Source organism: Mycolicibacterium sp. lyk4-40-TYG-92, assembly GCF_030209435.1.
In the GTDB taxonomy this organism is placed as follows: domain Bacteria; phylum Actinomycetota; class Actinomycetes; order Mycobacteriales; family Mycobacteriaceae; genus Mycobacterium.
Genome location: NZ_JARVRX010000010.1, coordinates 389,192 through 403,185, shown reverse-complemented (window position 1 = coordinate 403,185; position 13,994 = coordinate 389,192). Strand labels below are relative to the sequence as shown.

Annotated in this window: 12 protein-coding genes; 3 read left to right on the top strand and 9 right to left on the bottom strand. The window is 66.6% G+C overall.

Annotated elements, in window-relative coordinates:
• Position 1: 1 nt before the first annotated feature.
• Both QRN63_RS16675 and QRN63_RS16670 read right to left on the bottom strand, forming a co-directional pair.
• Positions 2 to 1,384 (bottom strand): FAD-dependent oxidoreductase, encoded by a 1,383-nt coding sequence (locus QRN63_RS16675; RefSeq protein WP_285031787.1) that lies wholly within the window; start codon positions 1,382 to 1,384, stop codon positions 2 to 4.
• Between the two features lie 364 nt (positions 1,385 to 1,748).
• Positions 1,749 to 2,606, bottom strand: a complete 858-nt coding sequence (locus QRN63_RS16670) for a cutinase family protein (protein WP_285031786.1) — start codon at positions 2,604 to 2,606, stop codon at positions 1,749 to 1,751.
• A 347-nt stretch (positions 2,607 to 2,953) separates the two neighbouring features.
• Here QRN63_RS16670 and QRN63_RS16665 point away from each other — a divergent pair, with 347 nt between their 5' ends.
• Genes QRN63_RS16665 through QRN63_RS16655 form a run of 3 tightly spaced genes read left to right on the top strand, consistent with a single transcriptional unit; the run spans position 2,954 to position 6,760 of the window.
• Positions 2,954 to 4,288, top strand: coding sequence for an MFS transporter (locus tag QRN63_RS16665; RefSeq protein WP_285031784.1), 1,335 nt, complete (start codon positions 2,954 to 2,956; stop codon positions 4,286 to 4,288).
• Complete coding sequence (locus tag QRN63_RS16660; RefSeq protein WP_285031783.1) at positions 4,288 to 5,592, top strand: ABC transporter substrate-binding protein; 1,305 nt, start codon at positions 4,288 to 4,290, stop codon at positions 5,590 to 5,592. Before QRN63_RS16665 ends, QRN63_RS16660 begins: the two co-directional genes overlap by 1 nt.
• Positions 5,593 to 5,605: 13 nt before the next feature.
• Positions 5,606 to 6,760, top strand: a complete 1,155-nt coding sequence (locus QRN63_RS16655) for an FAD-dependent oxidoreductase (protein WP_285031782.1) — start codon at positions 5,606 to 5,608, stop codon at positions 6,758 to 6,760.
• Positions 6,761 to 6,802: 42 nt separating this feature from the next.
• Here the strand turns inward: QRN63_RS16655 and QRN63_RS16650 are convergent, their stop codons facing one another.
• The 7 genes from QRN63_RS16650 to QRN63_RS16620 all read right to left on the bottom strand — a co-directional run bounded on the left by QRN63_RS16650 (position 6,803) and on the right by QRN63_RS16620 (position 13,805).
• Positions 6,803 to 7,033, bottom strand: coding sequence for a hypothetical protein (locus tag QRN63_RS16650; protein WP_267316195.1), 231 nt, complete (start codon positions 7,031 to 7,033; stop codon positions 6,803 to 6,805).
• Positions 7,034 to 7,289: 256 nt separating this feature from the next.
• Entirely contained in the window at positions 7,290 to 7,799 is a 510-nt protein-coding gene (locus QRN63_RS16645) for a hypothetical protein (RefSeq protein WP_285031781.1), read from the bottom strand.
• Positions 7,796 to 9,046, bottom strand: a complete 1,251-nt coding sequence (locus tag QRN63_RS16640) for a DUF58 domain-containing protein (protein ID WP_285031779.1) — start codon at positions 9,044 to 9,046, stop codon at positions 7,796 to 7,798. The genes QRN63_RS16645 and QRN63_RS16640 overlap by 4 nt, the downstream gene beginning before the upstream one ends.
• On the bottom strand, positions 9,043 to 10,011 hold the full coding sequence (locus tag QRN63_RS16635) for an AAA family ATPase (RefSeq protein WP_267316192.1): 969 nt from the start codon (positions 10,009 to 10,011) through the stop codon (positions 9,043 to 9,045). Before QRN63_RS16635 ends, QRN63_RS16640 begins: the two co-directional genes overlap by 4 nt.
• Positions 10,012 to 10,042: 31 nt before the next feature.
• Positions 10,043 to 10,525 (bottom strand): hypothetical protein, encoded by a 483-nt coding sequence (locus QRN63_RS16630; RefSeq protein ID WP_267316191.1) that lies wholly within the window; start codon positions 10,523 to 10,525, stop codon positions 10,043 to 10,045.
• Positions 10,522 to 11,490: a DUF4129 domain-containing protein gene (locus tag QRN63_RS16625; protein ID WP_285031776.1), complete on the bottom strand. Its 969-nt coding sequence runs from the start codon at positions 11,488 to 11,490 to the stop codon at positions 10,522 to 10,524. Before QRN63_RS16625 ends, QRN63_RS16630 begins: the two co-directional genes overlap by 4 nt.
• A 77-nt stretch (positions 11,491 to 11,567) precedes the next feature.
• A complete protein-coding gene (locus tag QRN63_RS16620) occupies positions 11,568 to 13,805 on the bottom strand; it encodes an Hsp70 family protein (RefSeq protein ID WP_285031774.1) in 2,238 nt (745 codons plus the stop codon).
• Positions 13,806 to 13,994: the final 189 nt, after the last annotated feature.

Here is a 13,994-nt window from a genome sequence, read left to right as displayed (position 1 = left end):
TTCAGGCCACGCTGCCGGCGTCGACCTCCGTCGCGCCAGCGGGTTTCATCGCCTCTTGCGCCGTGATGTAGGCGTGGCGGTGGTTGAGGAACTGACGGTGCGCGCTTTCCCCAACCAAGGTCCGCACCTCGTTCAGGAGCGCCCGCCTGCCCTGATGTTGGTGACGTAGGAGCCGCCCGGCCGAACCGAACAAGCGCGTTGCGCTCAAGACCTGCGACGGCTTTTCGCGGTGGTTGAACAGGTCGAGGAACCGCCCGATCTCCCCCTTGGCATGCAGGTCCGCGACCATCTGCGCGAACACCGTCGGTACCGCACCGGACTTGCCGAGATCGTTGGCGAACCAGTAATGATCGGAGAATTCGTGATCGCGCCACCGTCCCCACCGCGCCAGCGCGGCATCCTGCTTCTCCGGCGAGCCGGCCAGGCCGTCGACTACCGCCGGTACGAGCGCGTCGACTTGCGAGAACGCATCGCTGATCCCCCGCCCTGCCGACGGGTCCTTGAAGTGGCCGGCATCGCCGACCAGCGCCCAACCCGGCCCGGCAGGTTCCCGGAAGAAGCCGGTCCAGTGCAACATCCCGAAGTACTTGCTCACCCGCTGCGCGCCCACCAGCGCCTCTGCCACCGGCTCACAGGTCAGTGCGTCGGCCATGAAACTGCCATCAAGGTCGGCACGGTATCGCTGGAGCTGACTCAATTCGGGAACAACGATCACCTGGTACAGGCCCTCGTCGCACGGCGCGGCAATCACGAACTTGTCGTCCCACCGGTGAAACACATTCGATGGCTCGGCCGGCATGTGCGCACCGCTGAAGAACGCCCAGTACGCGAACCGCTGGCCGGGGACCACGTTGTATTTGCGCGCTGCCACCAGATTCCCGATCGTGGAGTTGCGCCCGTCGGCGCCGACGACCAACCGCGCCCGCAGTTCGTCCTCCCGGCCATGCGTTTTGACCCGTACCCCGGTGACCCGGCGCCCTTCCCAGACCAATCCGGTGACCTCAGTCGCCATCCGGACCTCGGCCCCGGCTTCCTCCGCAGCACCGACCAGGATCGGGTCGAGCACCGTGCGCCGGACCGATGCGCCGCCGCCGATGTCTCCACCACGCAGCGGCCACGGAGCGTTGAACTGGAATGAGTCGGCGCGGGAGTTGGACCGCTTCATGAACGGTGCGCCGGTGGCGCGCAGCTGGTCCGTCACGCCGAGCCGATCGAGAAACGCCAAGCCGTCGGTCTCGAAGATGTGCGTCGACAGGGTGTCCCGTGGAAACGTCGCGCGTTCCACCACCGCAACGTCTACACCCTGGCGCGCCAGCATCGTGGCCAGCGGTGAGCCGGCGCATCGAGCACCGACGATGACGACGTCAAATCCCTGGGCCAACATGGTTGCTCCCGAAGTTCGCACTGCGCCGAGGCAGGCCGCACCCGGCGCAGCTGGAGAAAAGCGTACGCCGCACAATGCGCGACGTACAGCAATTCTTCAGGGCTTTGCCATGCTCACCACGGCCGGACTTCCGCCGGTTTTATCACTGCTGCGTCAATGCCGCAGCGCGCTAGACCCGTTGCTCCACACCAACTCTGGGGTGACTGCGCTTGCGCACGACAACGGTGCACTCATGGCTGTCGATATCAAATATGTTGCGGTCCAACGACACAGACACGCCGACAGGGAATCCCGTTGCGGGGCATGGGCGATGAAGCGGTAGACATCGCGCCAGTAACCTTTGGAGACCGCGACAAGGGAGTCTCTAGACCAATCCGGGTGCGAGAGATGGCGACGCCGGCACAGGCGTTGACGTCGCGACGGTGGACGGGACCACACTGGGTGGCTGCAAGCCATAGCCCGATTGCGGGTCGTACCCCGGTGGCGGGCCGGGCAGTGCGCCATATCCCGGCGGCGGGCCCGGCAATGCCCCGTACCCGGGCACGGTCCGAGATGAACCGGCAAGCAGCTTGGACACGACAAAGGCCGCGGCCTGATCGGTGTACGCGGGGACGTAACCCTGCGTATGCCCGCTCCAGGAATTGCCCGCACCGGCGTGACAGATCGGGTCGGCGGGATTACACAGGTCGATCGCTTTGGGACTCAGCGGCGAGTTCTGGGTTGGCGGCGCTCCGTCGGTCCGGTCGGCCTGGTTGCCGAACGTCGCAACGGCTGCAATGTTTTTCATGTACTCGGCCGGCAGCGGGCTGCCCCAGTTGATACCGGAGAAGCCCGCCACAATGTTGACCACACTCGCGCCTTGCGAGTAGCCGCCCAAAACGATCTTGGTGTTGGGACACGCGGCCGCGGTGGATTTGATGTGTTCGATCGCGTCTTTGGCGCCCTCACCACTGTGCCGCTGCGTGATGGTGGCCTTGTAGTCCACCGCGTACGACCGGATGGTCAAGCCACTGGCCTGCTTGCGCAGCGAGTCAACGAGGGCATCACCGACCCGGCCCATCCCCGCCGGCTCATCGGTGCCGCGCGCGAAGATGACTTCGGCGTCGGGGCAGTCGTCGGCGACAGCCACCGGTGCAGCGCCCGCGATGATGAGCGGGGCCGTGACAGCCAGCAGCACCACGGCGCCAGCAACGCCTGAGTTACGGAGGTGGCGAATCAGCATCTACGCATCTTACCTGCATGCAGAAAAGTAAGACAAACCTCTGACCAGCAAATACATCGTATACAGCAATCGCAATTACGACGACACGCCTGGCTGCGGTGCGTTTCCGGCAAATATTGGCCCAGGGATTCTGACCGCACGCAATGGCGGCTCAGCCGGCGCTGACCGGTATAGTCGCCGGCGTGGGTGCTCGTTCTGACAAGGCTCCCGCACCCATGGTGCGGGCACACTCGTCGTGCACCCCGTCTTTTCTCTCCTCGATCTGGAACCGCGCCCGCCTGGCGCCCCTGAACAAATTCGCGCGCTGATTCTCGCTGCCCGAACGTTCCCTCTTCCTGTGATGAGAAATGAAGCCATCTCTCTGCGCCGTTGCGGCGTCGCTGTACCTCGCTGAGTACACCCTCTATTCGAATTCCTCCGCGACCGTTCTGCTGAACGCGTCGATCTCGGACTTCTTTCATCTGCCCTACGGGCTGGCCGCGAACGTCGGCGTGGCATTCCTGGCCGGGTTCTGCGCAGCCCTGCTGCCGGCCGGCCTGCTGCTGCACCGCTGCCGTCCGATCACCGCGTTCTACGTCAGTTCGGCAGCGCTTGCGGTACTCGGTATCGCCGCGAGCCTCAGCCCGGCGTTCTGGGTGCTCATCGTCGTCCGGTTCCTGCAGGGCGCGGTGTCGGCCGTGCTGGCGCCACAGCTGTTCCGGATCGCGCGGCAGCAGTTCTATCCCGCCCACCACACCGCGTTCCTCGGCACCTGGGGGCTGGTGGTGTCGGCATCGGCACTGTGTTCACCGCCGATCACCGCGGTGCTCAACGACACGTGGGGGTGGCGGGCCTTCCCGTACGAGACGGTGCTGACCACTGTCATGTCGATTCCGCTGCTGGCGTGGGGCGCGCGGGCGGAGGGACCCGAGCCAGACGCAGTGCCCGACAGCTTCCGCCGGGGTTCCGGTTTGGTTGTCGGTTCCGGGCTGGCGCAGGTCGCGATCTTCCTCGCGGTCGGGGCGACCACCGACCTCGCGACCAAGGTCCTGTTGAGCGCGCTCGCGACGGTGCTGGGCGTCGCCGTCATCGGCGCCTGCCGGTCATCGGCCGGCGACGGCGCCCGCCGCCCGATTCTGTATCGCAGCTTCCTGATGGTCTTCGTGGCGGGCATCGCGACCAATGCCTTCACCTTGGTGGTGATCTACGTCCTGCAACGGGTGCAGTCGTTCAGCTCCTACCGGGCCGCGCTCGTGCTGCTCCCCATGGCGGTGGTCGCGGGATTGTTGCCGATCTCGAGGTTCGGCCGGCCCGGCGACAACGCGAAGAACATCCGGTTGGTGGGTTATGGGGCGGCGTGCCTGGTGCTCGCCGGTTGCTGGGTCGCGGCGACCGCCGACCATGTGGGTTCGTTGCTGATCAGCGCGACGGTGATGGGCGGCGCCATGGGTTTCCTGTGGAGTTCACTGGCGACGAACGTGCTGACGAACTCCGGACGGGTCACGTTCGATTCCGCGGTGTACCACTACCTGCGGGCACTGGGGGCTGCCATCGGGGTGTCGTTCGGGGCGACGGCAATCGGCGGCTTCGACAGTGCGCACGGCCTGTTCGTCTTCGCCGGGGTGCTGGTCGCCGTCGTGGGCCTCGTAGCGTCCGTCGCGGCGCGGCCGGCCCTCTTCACTCGTGTGGACGTCGAACGGTGATGCACGACATCGCTTTCGCGTGGCCGCCCGGGCAGCTCACCGCGGACCCGCGCCTGGCCCACAACGGGATCTCGAAAACCTATGCGCGACAGGTGTTCGAGAACCTCGTCGACATCGACCCGGTGACCGCGCAGCTGCGGCCGTGGCTGGCGTCGGCCTGGTCGCGTCCCGATCCGCTCACGGTGGAATTGACCATTGCGCCCTGCGGGCGGTTCTCCGACGGGGTCCGGCTGACCGCCGATCTCGTGCGAAACAGCTTCTGTGACATCATGACTGATCTTGCGGGTAGCACTCCCCTACCGTCGGCGGTTGCCGCGCTCACCGGGCTGTCAGCTGTGGAATCGCGCGGCGAGACGGTGGTATTCCGGTTCGAACGGCACAATGCCGCGTTCCTGCACAGCCTCGCCGGTGTGAACTTGGCGGTCAGCAAGCCGTCTGCCGGTGACATGCGGCTGGGCACTGGGGCATGGGTGCCAGTGGACGCGGGGTGCCTCGCCAATGGCAGGGACCGCCTGCAGTTCTACGCGGGTTACGACGGGCTCGCCGATGTGCGCGCCGGTGCCACTGGCGGCTTTCTGACCGCCGAGATCCACAACCCGGGAATCAGTTACGGCTTGTGCCCCAACGTCTCCCGTGGTGCGCTCGCCGATCCCCGAATCCGGCGCGCCCTGTCGCTGCTGATCGATCGCGAGCGACTGCGCCCGATCCTGCAGTCGTGCGGCTACTCCGGGGCCAGCTCGGTGCTGACGCCGACCGCGCTGCACCACCTCGACTGCTCGGCGCAGCTTCGGCACGATCCTGCGACGGCACGGTGGCTACTCGACGCCGCCGGCGCCGAGGGATTGCGGTTCGAGGTGGTGTTCAACAGCTCGTTCTCCCCGATCGATGCCGAACTGTTGGCCGCGGTTGCCGACCAGTGGGGCGACCACGGCATCGAGTTGGCAGTCTGCGACGTCGACTTCGGCGAGCTCCGGTCACGGCAGCAGACGGGGGCCTACGATTTCCGGTTTTTCTATTACACCGCAATCGATCCCGACGCGCTGCGGTATCAGTTCGCGGTCGATCAACGCAACGCGATGTGTCGTACCGAACGCGATCACCTCGACGACCTGCTCGACGCGCAACTGCACTGTGCCGACCCCACAGAGCGCCGAAAGCTGGTGCACGACATCCAGCGACGGATCATTCACGACGGGCTGTGGCTGCCGATCGGCAACGTGCGCACCGTCGTCAGCCACCGACCGGACAGCGTGTCCCGACTCGCCCTCGACGCCGAGGGCCTGGCGCGCTTCACTCATCTGTAGAAAGGCACGCACCGTGTCAGACCACACCACCACCGCACCGGTCGTCATCGTCGGCGCCGGCCTCGGCGGCCTCGCCGCAGCGATTGCCTTGCGACTGGGCGGCCACCACCCCATCCTGGTGGACAAGACCCGTGAGCTCGGCGAAGTCGGCGGCCCGCTCGGCATCTCGCCACCGACGCTGCGGCTGTTCGGCAAGTGGGGCATGCTCGAGCAGTTCAACCAGATCTCCACGGCGACGCGCTATTTCGAGACGCACGACCAATCCGGTCAGGTCGAGTCCGTCACCGACTACGCAGCACTCCCGGAAATCGGCTCCGAACACGGCCGGTTCGGATACGCCGATGCCCAGTTGTCACCGCGCACCGTGCACCGGGCCGATTTGCATGCACTGATGGTGGCTCACATCGGCCGGGACCGAGTTCGCCTGCGCCACTTGCTGACCGGGCTCGTCGAGCACGACGATCACGTCGCGCTCACCTTCGCCGACGGAACCGTGCTGAACGCTCCGCTGGTCGTCGGCGCCGACGGACTGCGCTCCACCGTGCGCGGGCTTTTCAGCGATGACGAAATCCACTACTGCGGTTCGGTGATCTTCCGCGCGGTCAGCCCCGTCGACCGCATCGGGAACCGCCCCAACGACCGTCTGCGTTCGTGGCATTCGGCCGATTACGCCAAACACGTCATCGCGATGCCGGTGCGCGGAGGCCGGCAGGTAGCGGTCGACGCCACCCTCGGCATCGATGAACCGCCGCTGCATCTGTGGTCGGCACGTGCGGATGTGACAGCGCTGGCACGGCAATTCGACGACTTCGAGCCCGTGGTGGGTCAGCTGATCCGCGGTGCAACCGGTCCGGTGTACATGCACCCGGTCTACGACCGCGATCCCATCGAGCGCTGGACGTCCACGCGCATCGCCCTGCTCGGTGACGCCGCGCATCCGATGACGCCGTTCGGCGGGCAGGGCGCCAATCAGGCGATCCAGGACGGTGCCGAGCTGGCGCGTCAGCTGACCGATGCTCGGGACGGTGACGTCGCCGCGGCACTGCAGCGCTACCAGGCCGTCCGCACGGAACAGACGGCGGAGATTCAGCGCTCAGCGCGACAGCTCGCCTCCCGGCGCGCGACCAGCGCGCTACGACTGACCGAGGTACTGGTCGATGGCAGCTAGCATCGCCGGGCGCTGAGTCGCGCGGAGAAGATCCTGGCCTGCCTATCGCTTGTGGCCGACGCCGACACGAGCAATCCAGTCGCGGAAGAACGCACGCCGCGTTTGCTTCTCGTCGCCGGTCACGTCAACCCAAATCCCCGGCTCGTACGTGTTGGTCTGCGCAGACCCGGACCGAACGATCTCCAGAGAACCGTCGGTGTGCTTGATGTAGCGGTCGGCAAAGCGGGCAAACTCATCAATCGCACCGCCGTCCCGCGTTACGTGGACGGTCATGAGGGCAATCCAATCTATCGAAATATGTCTTTATCGTTGACCAGCTGGCGCCAATGAATTTCCCTGCAGCCAAACAGGTTCAGGACGAGTCAGGCGCGGCGCCACTTGACGTCAGCGCTTCAGGCCTCGTCGCGAAGTTCCGATCCTGACCGCGAATCGGCCACACTCATCAACTCGGCGACGAAACGACTTCGAACAGCCGTATGCGAAGTACCGCCGATTCACCCACCCTACGCCGCGTCGGGGACCCGTGGGCTCATTCCGGCGGCGCAACGGTATTGGGACCACTCGTCGCGGCGTGGCTGTTCGAGTCGGTGTGAGGACTCAAGGCCAGCACATAGATCATCACCACCGCCGGCGGCGCCAGCAGCGGCAACCACGGTAGGTCCAATTTCACCGCGGTGGCGACCACGCCGGCGAGCGTAAAGCCAAGCATGGCAATCAATGTCGGCCTGGTCATGGTGGCCACACCGGCACCCACCGCATGCCGCAACAGTAGGTACGCAGCCGCGGACAGTCCCGACAGTGCCGCGACCAGAGGCGGTGAGTCGGACACCGCCAGTGCCAGCACCGTCAGCAGCACAGCCCCCGTGGCCGCAGCCCGAAACACAACTCCGGCAACCACCGCCGCCAGCGCCACCATGGAGACGATTACCGCAGTGCCATGGGCCTGGACACCGGCGACCGCGACCATGAGGACGCCGAAACCGGTCGAAAGTGTCAGCGCACCAGGCTGATTCCGCCGGGTTGCCACGTCGGTCGTCATCGCGCGACCCGTCGGCGCATCGGCATCAGTCGCAGCGCCTGATCGAGGGTGACAGTCGACGGCCACGGCACGACGTCGACTCCGACGATGCCCATGTCGCGGTACATCGCATGACGCTGCAGCGCCCACATGCGGGCCAGTGTCGAGTCCTGCTCGGCGTCGAACGGGGGCCCTTCCAGCACGTCGACCGCGACGACGGTGTGCCGGCGGTTGCGCAGCTCGGTGAGCGCCAGGGCGAAGGCGGTGTCGAGCAACGTCGAGAAGGCGAACACGATCGCGCCCGGCGGCACGGCTGCGCGCGGCGCCAATGTGCCCGTGCTGATTTCGAACTCGTTGCCCACAGACAACGCGGCGTCGAGCACGCGGTAGAACTGGCGCTGGCCGATGTCCGCACCGATCCATCGCGGTCGAGCGCTACCGAGCGCGACGATGCCGGCGCGGTCGCCGTTGCGCAGTGCACTCTGCACCACCTGCGCGGCGCCGAGTACGACCCGCTCCATCGCGGCGGAGGCCGGGCCGGAGGGCTGCATGCTGGTGTCGATGAGCACGACGACGTCCGCAGCGCGGTGGGTCAGCCGTTCGGTGACATGAAGCCGGCCCCGGCGGGCGCTCACCGGCCAGTTGATGGTGCGCAGCTGGTCACCGGGAAGGTAAGCACGGACATCCGCGTACTCGACGCCCGGCCCGACGTGACGGGTGAGGTGCGTACCGAGCCGGTCGGGCAGTTCGATGCGCGGTATCGGTGTCGATTGCGGTGGGGCAACGGGAAAGACGAAGACTTCGGCAGCATCCACAGTGCCGGTCCCGGCCAGCAGTCCCCCGCCGGCCACCGCGTCGACCCGAGCCTGGATCGGATACCTGCCCCAGCGCTCGGCCCGCACCGCGACGGTCTTCAGCGACACGGCACTCCCCTCGAGAACTTCGACGTCCATTCCTGATTCGACGGACACCGTCACCTCGGCCGCGATGGTCGGCGCGTCCGTCGTCACCCACACCGTCAGCTGCGTCTCGTCGGTCTCGAAGCACCGGGTCAGACCGGGCCGCCCATGTACGTATGCCTTGGCGGACGGGCGCTGCCAGCTGATCGAGCACAGCACACCCAGCAGTGGCGCCGCGAAGGCGACGAGCTGCCACCGGCCGAGCACCGCCGCGGCGAGGGCGACACCGGCGCAGGTGGCAACGGCTTTCGTGAGCGACGAGGCGCGCCAATGCAATTCGACTTCACGGGGTACGGCCGCGGTCGTCACGACGGCCCACCACGCGTCCGCGGCACGGGCAGGCGTTGCAGTAGCTGTGCCACGATGTCGCTGCCGTGGACACTGCGGACCCACATCTCCGGCTTGAGACTGATCCGGTGCGAAATCACCGGAACGGCAAGCGCTTTGACGTCCTCGGGAATCACGTAGTCCCGGCCGAACAGCAGGGCACGCGCTCGCGCCAGTTGAACGAGGTCGAGCTCGGCCCGGGGGCTGGCTCCGACGACCACCTGAGGGTGACTGCGACTGGCCGCCGCCAGTGACACCACGTAGTGCAGGACGTCGTCGTGCACCGTCACCTGCTCGACCGACTCGCGCATGGCGAGCAGATCATGGGCATCGACAATCTGTTTCACTGTCGGTTCGGCGGATCCGCGTTCGAGGCGGCGACGCAGCATCACCGTTTCGTCGGCACCTGACAGGTACTTCAGTTCGACTCTGACCGCGAACCGGTCGAGCTGCGCCTCCGGCAGCGGGTAGGTGCCCTCGTACTCGATGGGGTTGTCCGTGGCGAGAACGATGAACGGCGCTGGCAGTCGGTGCGTTTCGCCATCGATGCTCACCTGGCTTTCTGCCATGGCCTCTAGCAATGCGGCCTGCGTCTTCGGCGGCGTCCGGTTGATCTCGTCGCCCAGCAGCAGGTTGGTGAAGATCGGTCCGCGCCGGAACTCGAACCGGCCGGACTGCATGTCGTAGATGGTCGAGCCGAGCAGATCGGCGGGCAGCAGGTCGGGGGTGAACTGCACACGGGTGAAGGCCAAGCCCAGCGCCCGGGCAAAAGACTTGGCAATCAACGTTTTTCCCAAACCCGGGAGGTCCTCGATGAGCACGTGGCCACCTGCCAGCACGGCCGTCAGGATGAGGGTCAGCGCGGCACGTTTGCCCACCACCACGCGTTCGATCTCGTCGAGCACCGCCTCGGAGTGGGCCGTCGTCAGCTCTGCCGGCATGGTCATGCGCGAGCCAGCTTCGGCGTCTCGCTGGTCGTCATAGCCGCTCCAATCGGTGCAGGATTTCATCGAGCGTGGCCCGGCCCGGGCCGGGCTCGCCACGGCTGGACCGACGGACATCGTGCGGGTCCACCCACTGCCACAACTGATCCCCGAAAACCATCCGCCCCGTGGCTCGCATCGCGGCCGGGTCCCTGGCCTGCTGCGGGCCGGTGGCCATGAAGAACTCCCGCGCCAACGTGGGCCGCAGGTGGTGATCCCAGTCGCCGCGCGTCGTCTCCGACCATTGGATCAGTGTCTCGGTGCGAACGATCCAGTCCCGCAACGACTCTTCCGCGTCGTTCACGGCCGGTTCGACAAACCTCGGTCCGCGGGAGGCCAGTCGGCGGCGGACAGCCCACAGCACGAGCGCCGCCGCCGCTGCAGAGACCCACCCGACGGCTCGGCGATCGCCGAGGAGCAAGGTGAGCAGTTCCGCCCCGATCACCAGCGTGATCCCCACGACCACAAGCCTCTTCATGTCAGGCTCCGCAGCTCGTCGAGTACCCGGAGCAGCGCGGCTGCGGCAATCTCGCGATGCCGCTCGGTCATGACGTGCGGGCTGAAGCGCGCCTCGGCGAACAAGGCGACCAGCTCGGTCGCGCTGCCCGCGTGCAGCGCATGATGTTCGACGGCTCGGGCGAGTACTTCAGACGGGGTGTCCGAGTCCTGCGGTGCGGCGCCGGGAGCGTCCGCGAGGGCCCGCTCCATCGCGGCGTAGCAGGCGATGATCGACTCGCGCGGCCCGCGGCTGCGGTCGCCGATCTCGGCAAGGCCGAATTCCGCCGCGCGCGTGAGGGATTCCGGTGTGGACTCCGCGACTGTCGCGTGCGGGCCGTCAGAGACCGGCAGCTGGGGTTCGGCAGCGCGCCGGCTCCTGCGGACCATGACACCCCCGACAGCCCACAGCAGCAGCATCACCACGGTGGCGGCGAGCAGGTAACCGAAAACGCTGGAGTCCCGTTGCCGGGGCGCCGTCGGCTGCGGTGTCGGTGCCGGTAATGGCTGCGGCGATGGCACCGCGCCGATCGGCGCCTTGTTCTGCGGGGGTTCCGTGAAGGGCAGAACGGGAAGCTGCAGCAGCTGCAGATGCGACAACACGAGGAGGATCACCAGCAAGACCAAGAGTGCGGTGGCGCCGATCAGCAACAGGCGGCGGACGGGCTTCCACGTGAGCTTGCCGTCGAACGATCCCGGCAGCTGGAAGGCCGCCGACGCACCGGTCGTCCTGGGACGCCGGAGCGAGGCGATGAAGGCGATCGCGACGATCAGCACCGAGACGACCAGTAAGGAGTCGATGCCCACCTGGCTCGCGGCGCTGCTTGCCGCCTTGTCGGGGTGTGGGTGATCGCTACCTGGCAGGTACCCGCGCAGCGCCAGGGAAACGACGAACAGCAGCGCGATCAGCGCGACCACACGCCCCGACGCCCTGCCGCTACCGTTCATCGGTACACCGCTCGATCGTTTGCCCTGTCTCCATCGTGGCACGTCACAACAAATTCGTGGCGACGTGTCGAATTGACCTAGCGCCTCCGCCCGCGTTTGGCCCGCCCAGCCCGGCCGACGGCGATCGACAGCGCGACGCCGGAGGCCGCAGCCAGTTCCGCCGAGCCGAGTAGCGCCTCGGTCGACGGCTGGCGGCCGGTCAGAATCCACACGGCGGTAAGGCCGACCACGGCAAGCGACGCGGCGCTGACCACCACCGTGACGAGCGCCCCCGCGCGGCGTCGGGCGTGTCGCAACGCGCGTAAGCCGGACTCGAGAAAACCCAGCGCGAACAATCCGAGCACCAACGTCGAGATCGCGAAAGCCGTTGTGTATGCCGGCTGTCGAGACTGAAAGGTGAAGCGATATGTCGCAGTCGGAACGTCTGCTCGCATGACGGTGACGATTCCGGTGAGCCTCCCGGCCAGCACAAGGGGGTGGACCGGCGGCGGCATCGCTACCGTCCCATTCGGGGACAGCCGCTCGACTTGCCGCAACAGTCGCACGCCAAGGACATCAAGTTCCATACCGACCGCGTCACCGTCGGGATGCGAAACCGCGATAGGGATCGGCTGAGTCAGATCAACCACTGGTGTTTGACCAGTAGCCGGGTCGACGCCGGCGACAATGAGCGTGCCCGGCTGAAAGCCGACCCCCCGTGCAGAGACATCCTCCGCGACGACCGCGAACACGACAGCCAACACGGCCAGCACCGTAGCGATGAGGTAGGGAATGCGGGGCGACGGATAGCTTTTCCCAGCAGAAGGAGGCGGCTGTTGCCCGGGCCCTCCCAGCGGAATCGAGACGAGCTGCCCACCCACCAGACCCTGGATCGGCGAGACGTACTGGACCGGAACGGTTGCGCCGATGTCGACCGGCCCCGTCGTAGGACGCGGGTATGGATCGGTGTGTTGCGCCGCGGGCGGCGTGACTGTGCCGTCCGGATAAACGGGAGCCGGACCTTCTTTGGCAACAGGCCGCTGCGATGTCTTCCTACCTACCGCCCAATCGGGGACAGTCGGGCGCCATCCAGGGCGTGGCGGCGGCTCTGGCGGTGGCGCAGCACGCGGCACCTCAACCTCAACCGTCGCCAGCGTGGTCAAAGGCGGAGGCCGGTCACGCGAGTCCGGGGCGGCGGCGCCGAGGCAGACGACAGTCTTGGGATGATCCACCACGCGAACCGGACGGTGTAACTGGTCGAGCAACGAACCCACCAATGGGGTGCGGGCGGCGCCACCGATCCGGTAGACGCATGCCACCTGATCCATCGTCAGCCCGGCTCGGTCGACCGTCGCGCGGAGTTCCGCGATCGTTGCCTCGATGTCGGCACGGATCACCGATTCCAACTCATTGCGAGTGACCAGCACCTCGTCAGTCAGTCCGGGTATGCGGATGGTTTGCTGGTTCTGCGCAGATAGGTCTTCTCGAAGTTGGCGGACGCCGAATTCGAGTGCGCGGCGCCGCGCACCGGCTGCGTGGTCGAACGGTTCGGGAGCAGAATACGTCCGCCACAGATCCGGCGCGACAGGCTCACAGTGCCGGGTGCCGAGATAGTTCAGCAATCGACTGTCGAGGTCGAATCCCCCGAGTGGGTCGATCCCTCCGGAGGCGAGCACCTCGAACTCCGAGCCTTCGTGTCGGAGCACAGTGGCATCGAAGGTGCCGCCACCCAGGTCATAGACAACCAGGAATTCTTCACCGCCAATGGGTATGAGGCTGGTGGCGTCGTCATCTTGATGACCGGAAGCGGGGCGTGCGTAGTGCGCGGCTGCGGCAACGGGTTCAGGGATGAACACGGGCTCGGGCAATTCGATGCCCAATCCGCGGGCAGCAATTTCCACCGCATCGCCGAGCACAGCAAGTCGCGCGTCCGTCCAGGCAACCGGGTGAGTGAGCACCAGAGTGGACGGTGGCGTGTTGTTGTGCTGACGCACCGCTTCTCCGATGATCGCCTCATACACCGCTGCGATCAGATCGGCGGGCCGAAATTCCTTGTCTCCCAACAAAACGCTCCGACGGCCGACACAACGCTTCGGTGTCGGTTCGTAACGGTCCGGCTCGTCTGCCGCAGCCCTGTCGGCGCGCTTACCCACCAGCAGCCCGGACGGGCCGGCAAAGACCGACGATGGCATGGTCGCCGCGCCGTCTGCCAACACCAAACCCGATATCGTGCCGTCGGGTCCGCGAACCGCCGCAGCAGTCGCTGTCGTCCCGAAATCCACCGCGAGGACCCAGGCGGCTGCGGACGACGCCGGCGCAGGGCGGGCCGCTGCCATAACGCTCCTCGGAGTCAAAGCGGACTTTCAGGTTATGTCGTGTAGGTGGCTAGTACCGATCTGCATAGCCCACCAATGTGGAGGCCTCCTCCAATCCGGCTACAGAAACGCTAACAAGCGGGTCACCGCCGTGGCGGTGGTTCCGGCGGTTTTCCTGAGCGGGTTGGGCAAATGAAAGTCGACTCTCCG

Bases quoted from the DNA above. Each gene is read 5' to 3' on its own strand.
- QRN63_RS16625 (WP_285031776.1), bottom strand. From the start codon at position 11,490: ATGAACGGTAGCGGCAGGGCGTCGGGGCGTGTGGTCGCGCTGATCGCG.
- QRN63_RS16665 (WP_285031784.1), top strand. From the start codon at position 2,954: ATGAAGCCATCTCTCTGCGCCGTTGCGGCGTCGCTGTACCTCGCTGAG.
- QRN63_RS16645 (WP_285031781.1), bottom strand. From the start codon at position 7,799: ATGACGACCGACGTGGCAACCCGGCGGAATCAGCCTGGTGCGCTGACA.
- QRN63_RS16675 (WP_285031787.1), bottom strand. From the start codon at position 1,384: ATGTTGGCCCAGGGATTTGACGTCGTCATCGTCGGTGCTCGATGCGCC.
- QRN63_RS16635 (WP_267316192.1), bottom strand. From the start codon at position 10,011: ATGACCATGCCGGCAGAGCTGACGACGGCCCACTCCGAGGCGGTGCTC.
- QRN63_RS16660 (WP_285031783.1), top strand. From the start codon at position 4,288: ATGCACGACATCGCTTTCGCGTGGCCGCCCGGGCAGCTCACCGCGGAC.
- QRN63_RS16630 (WP_267316191.1), bottom strand. From the start codon at position 10,525: ATGAAGAGGCTTGTGGTCGTGGGGATCACGCTGGTGATCGGGGCGGAA.
- QRN63_RS16650 (WP_267316195.1), bottom strand. From the start codon at position 7,033: ATGACCGTCCACGTAACGCGGGACGGCGGTGCGATTGATGAGTTTGCC.
- QRN63_RS16670 (WP_285031786.1), bottom strand. From the start codon at position 2,606: ATGCTGATTCGCCACCTCCGTAACTCAGGCGTTGCTGGCGCCGTGGTG.
- QRN63_RS16620 (WP_285031774.1), bottom strand. From the start codon at position 13,805: ATGGCAGCGGCCCGCCCTGCGCCGGCGTCGTCCGCAGCCGCCTGGGTC.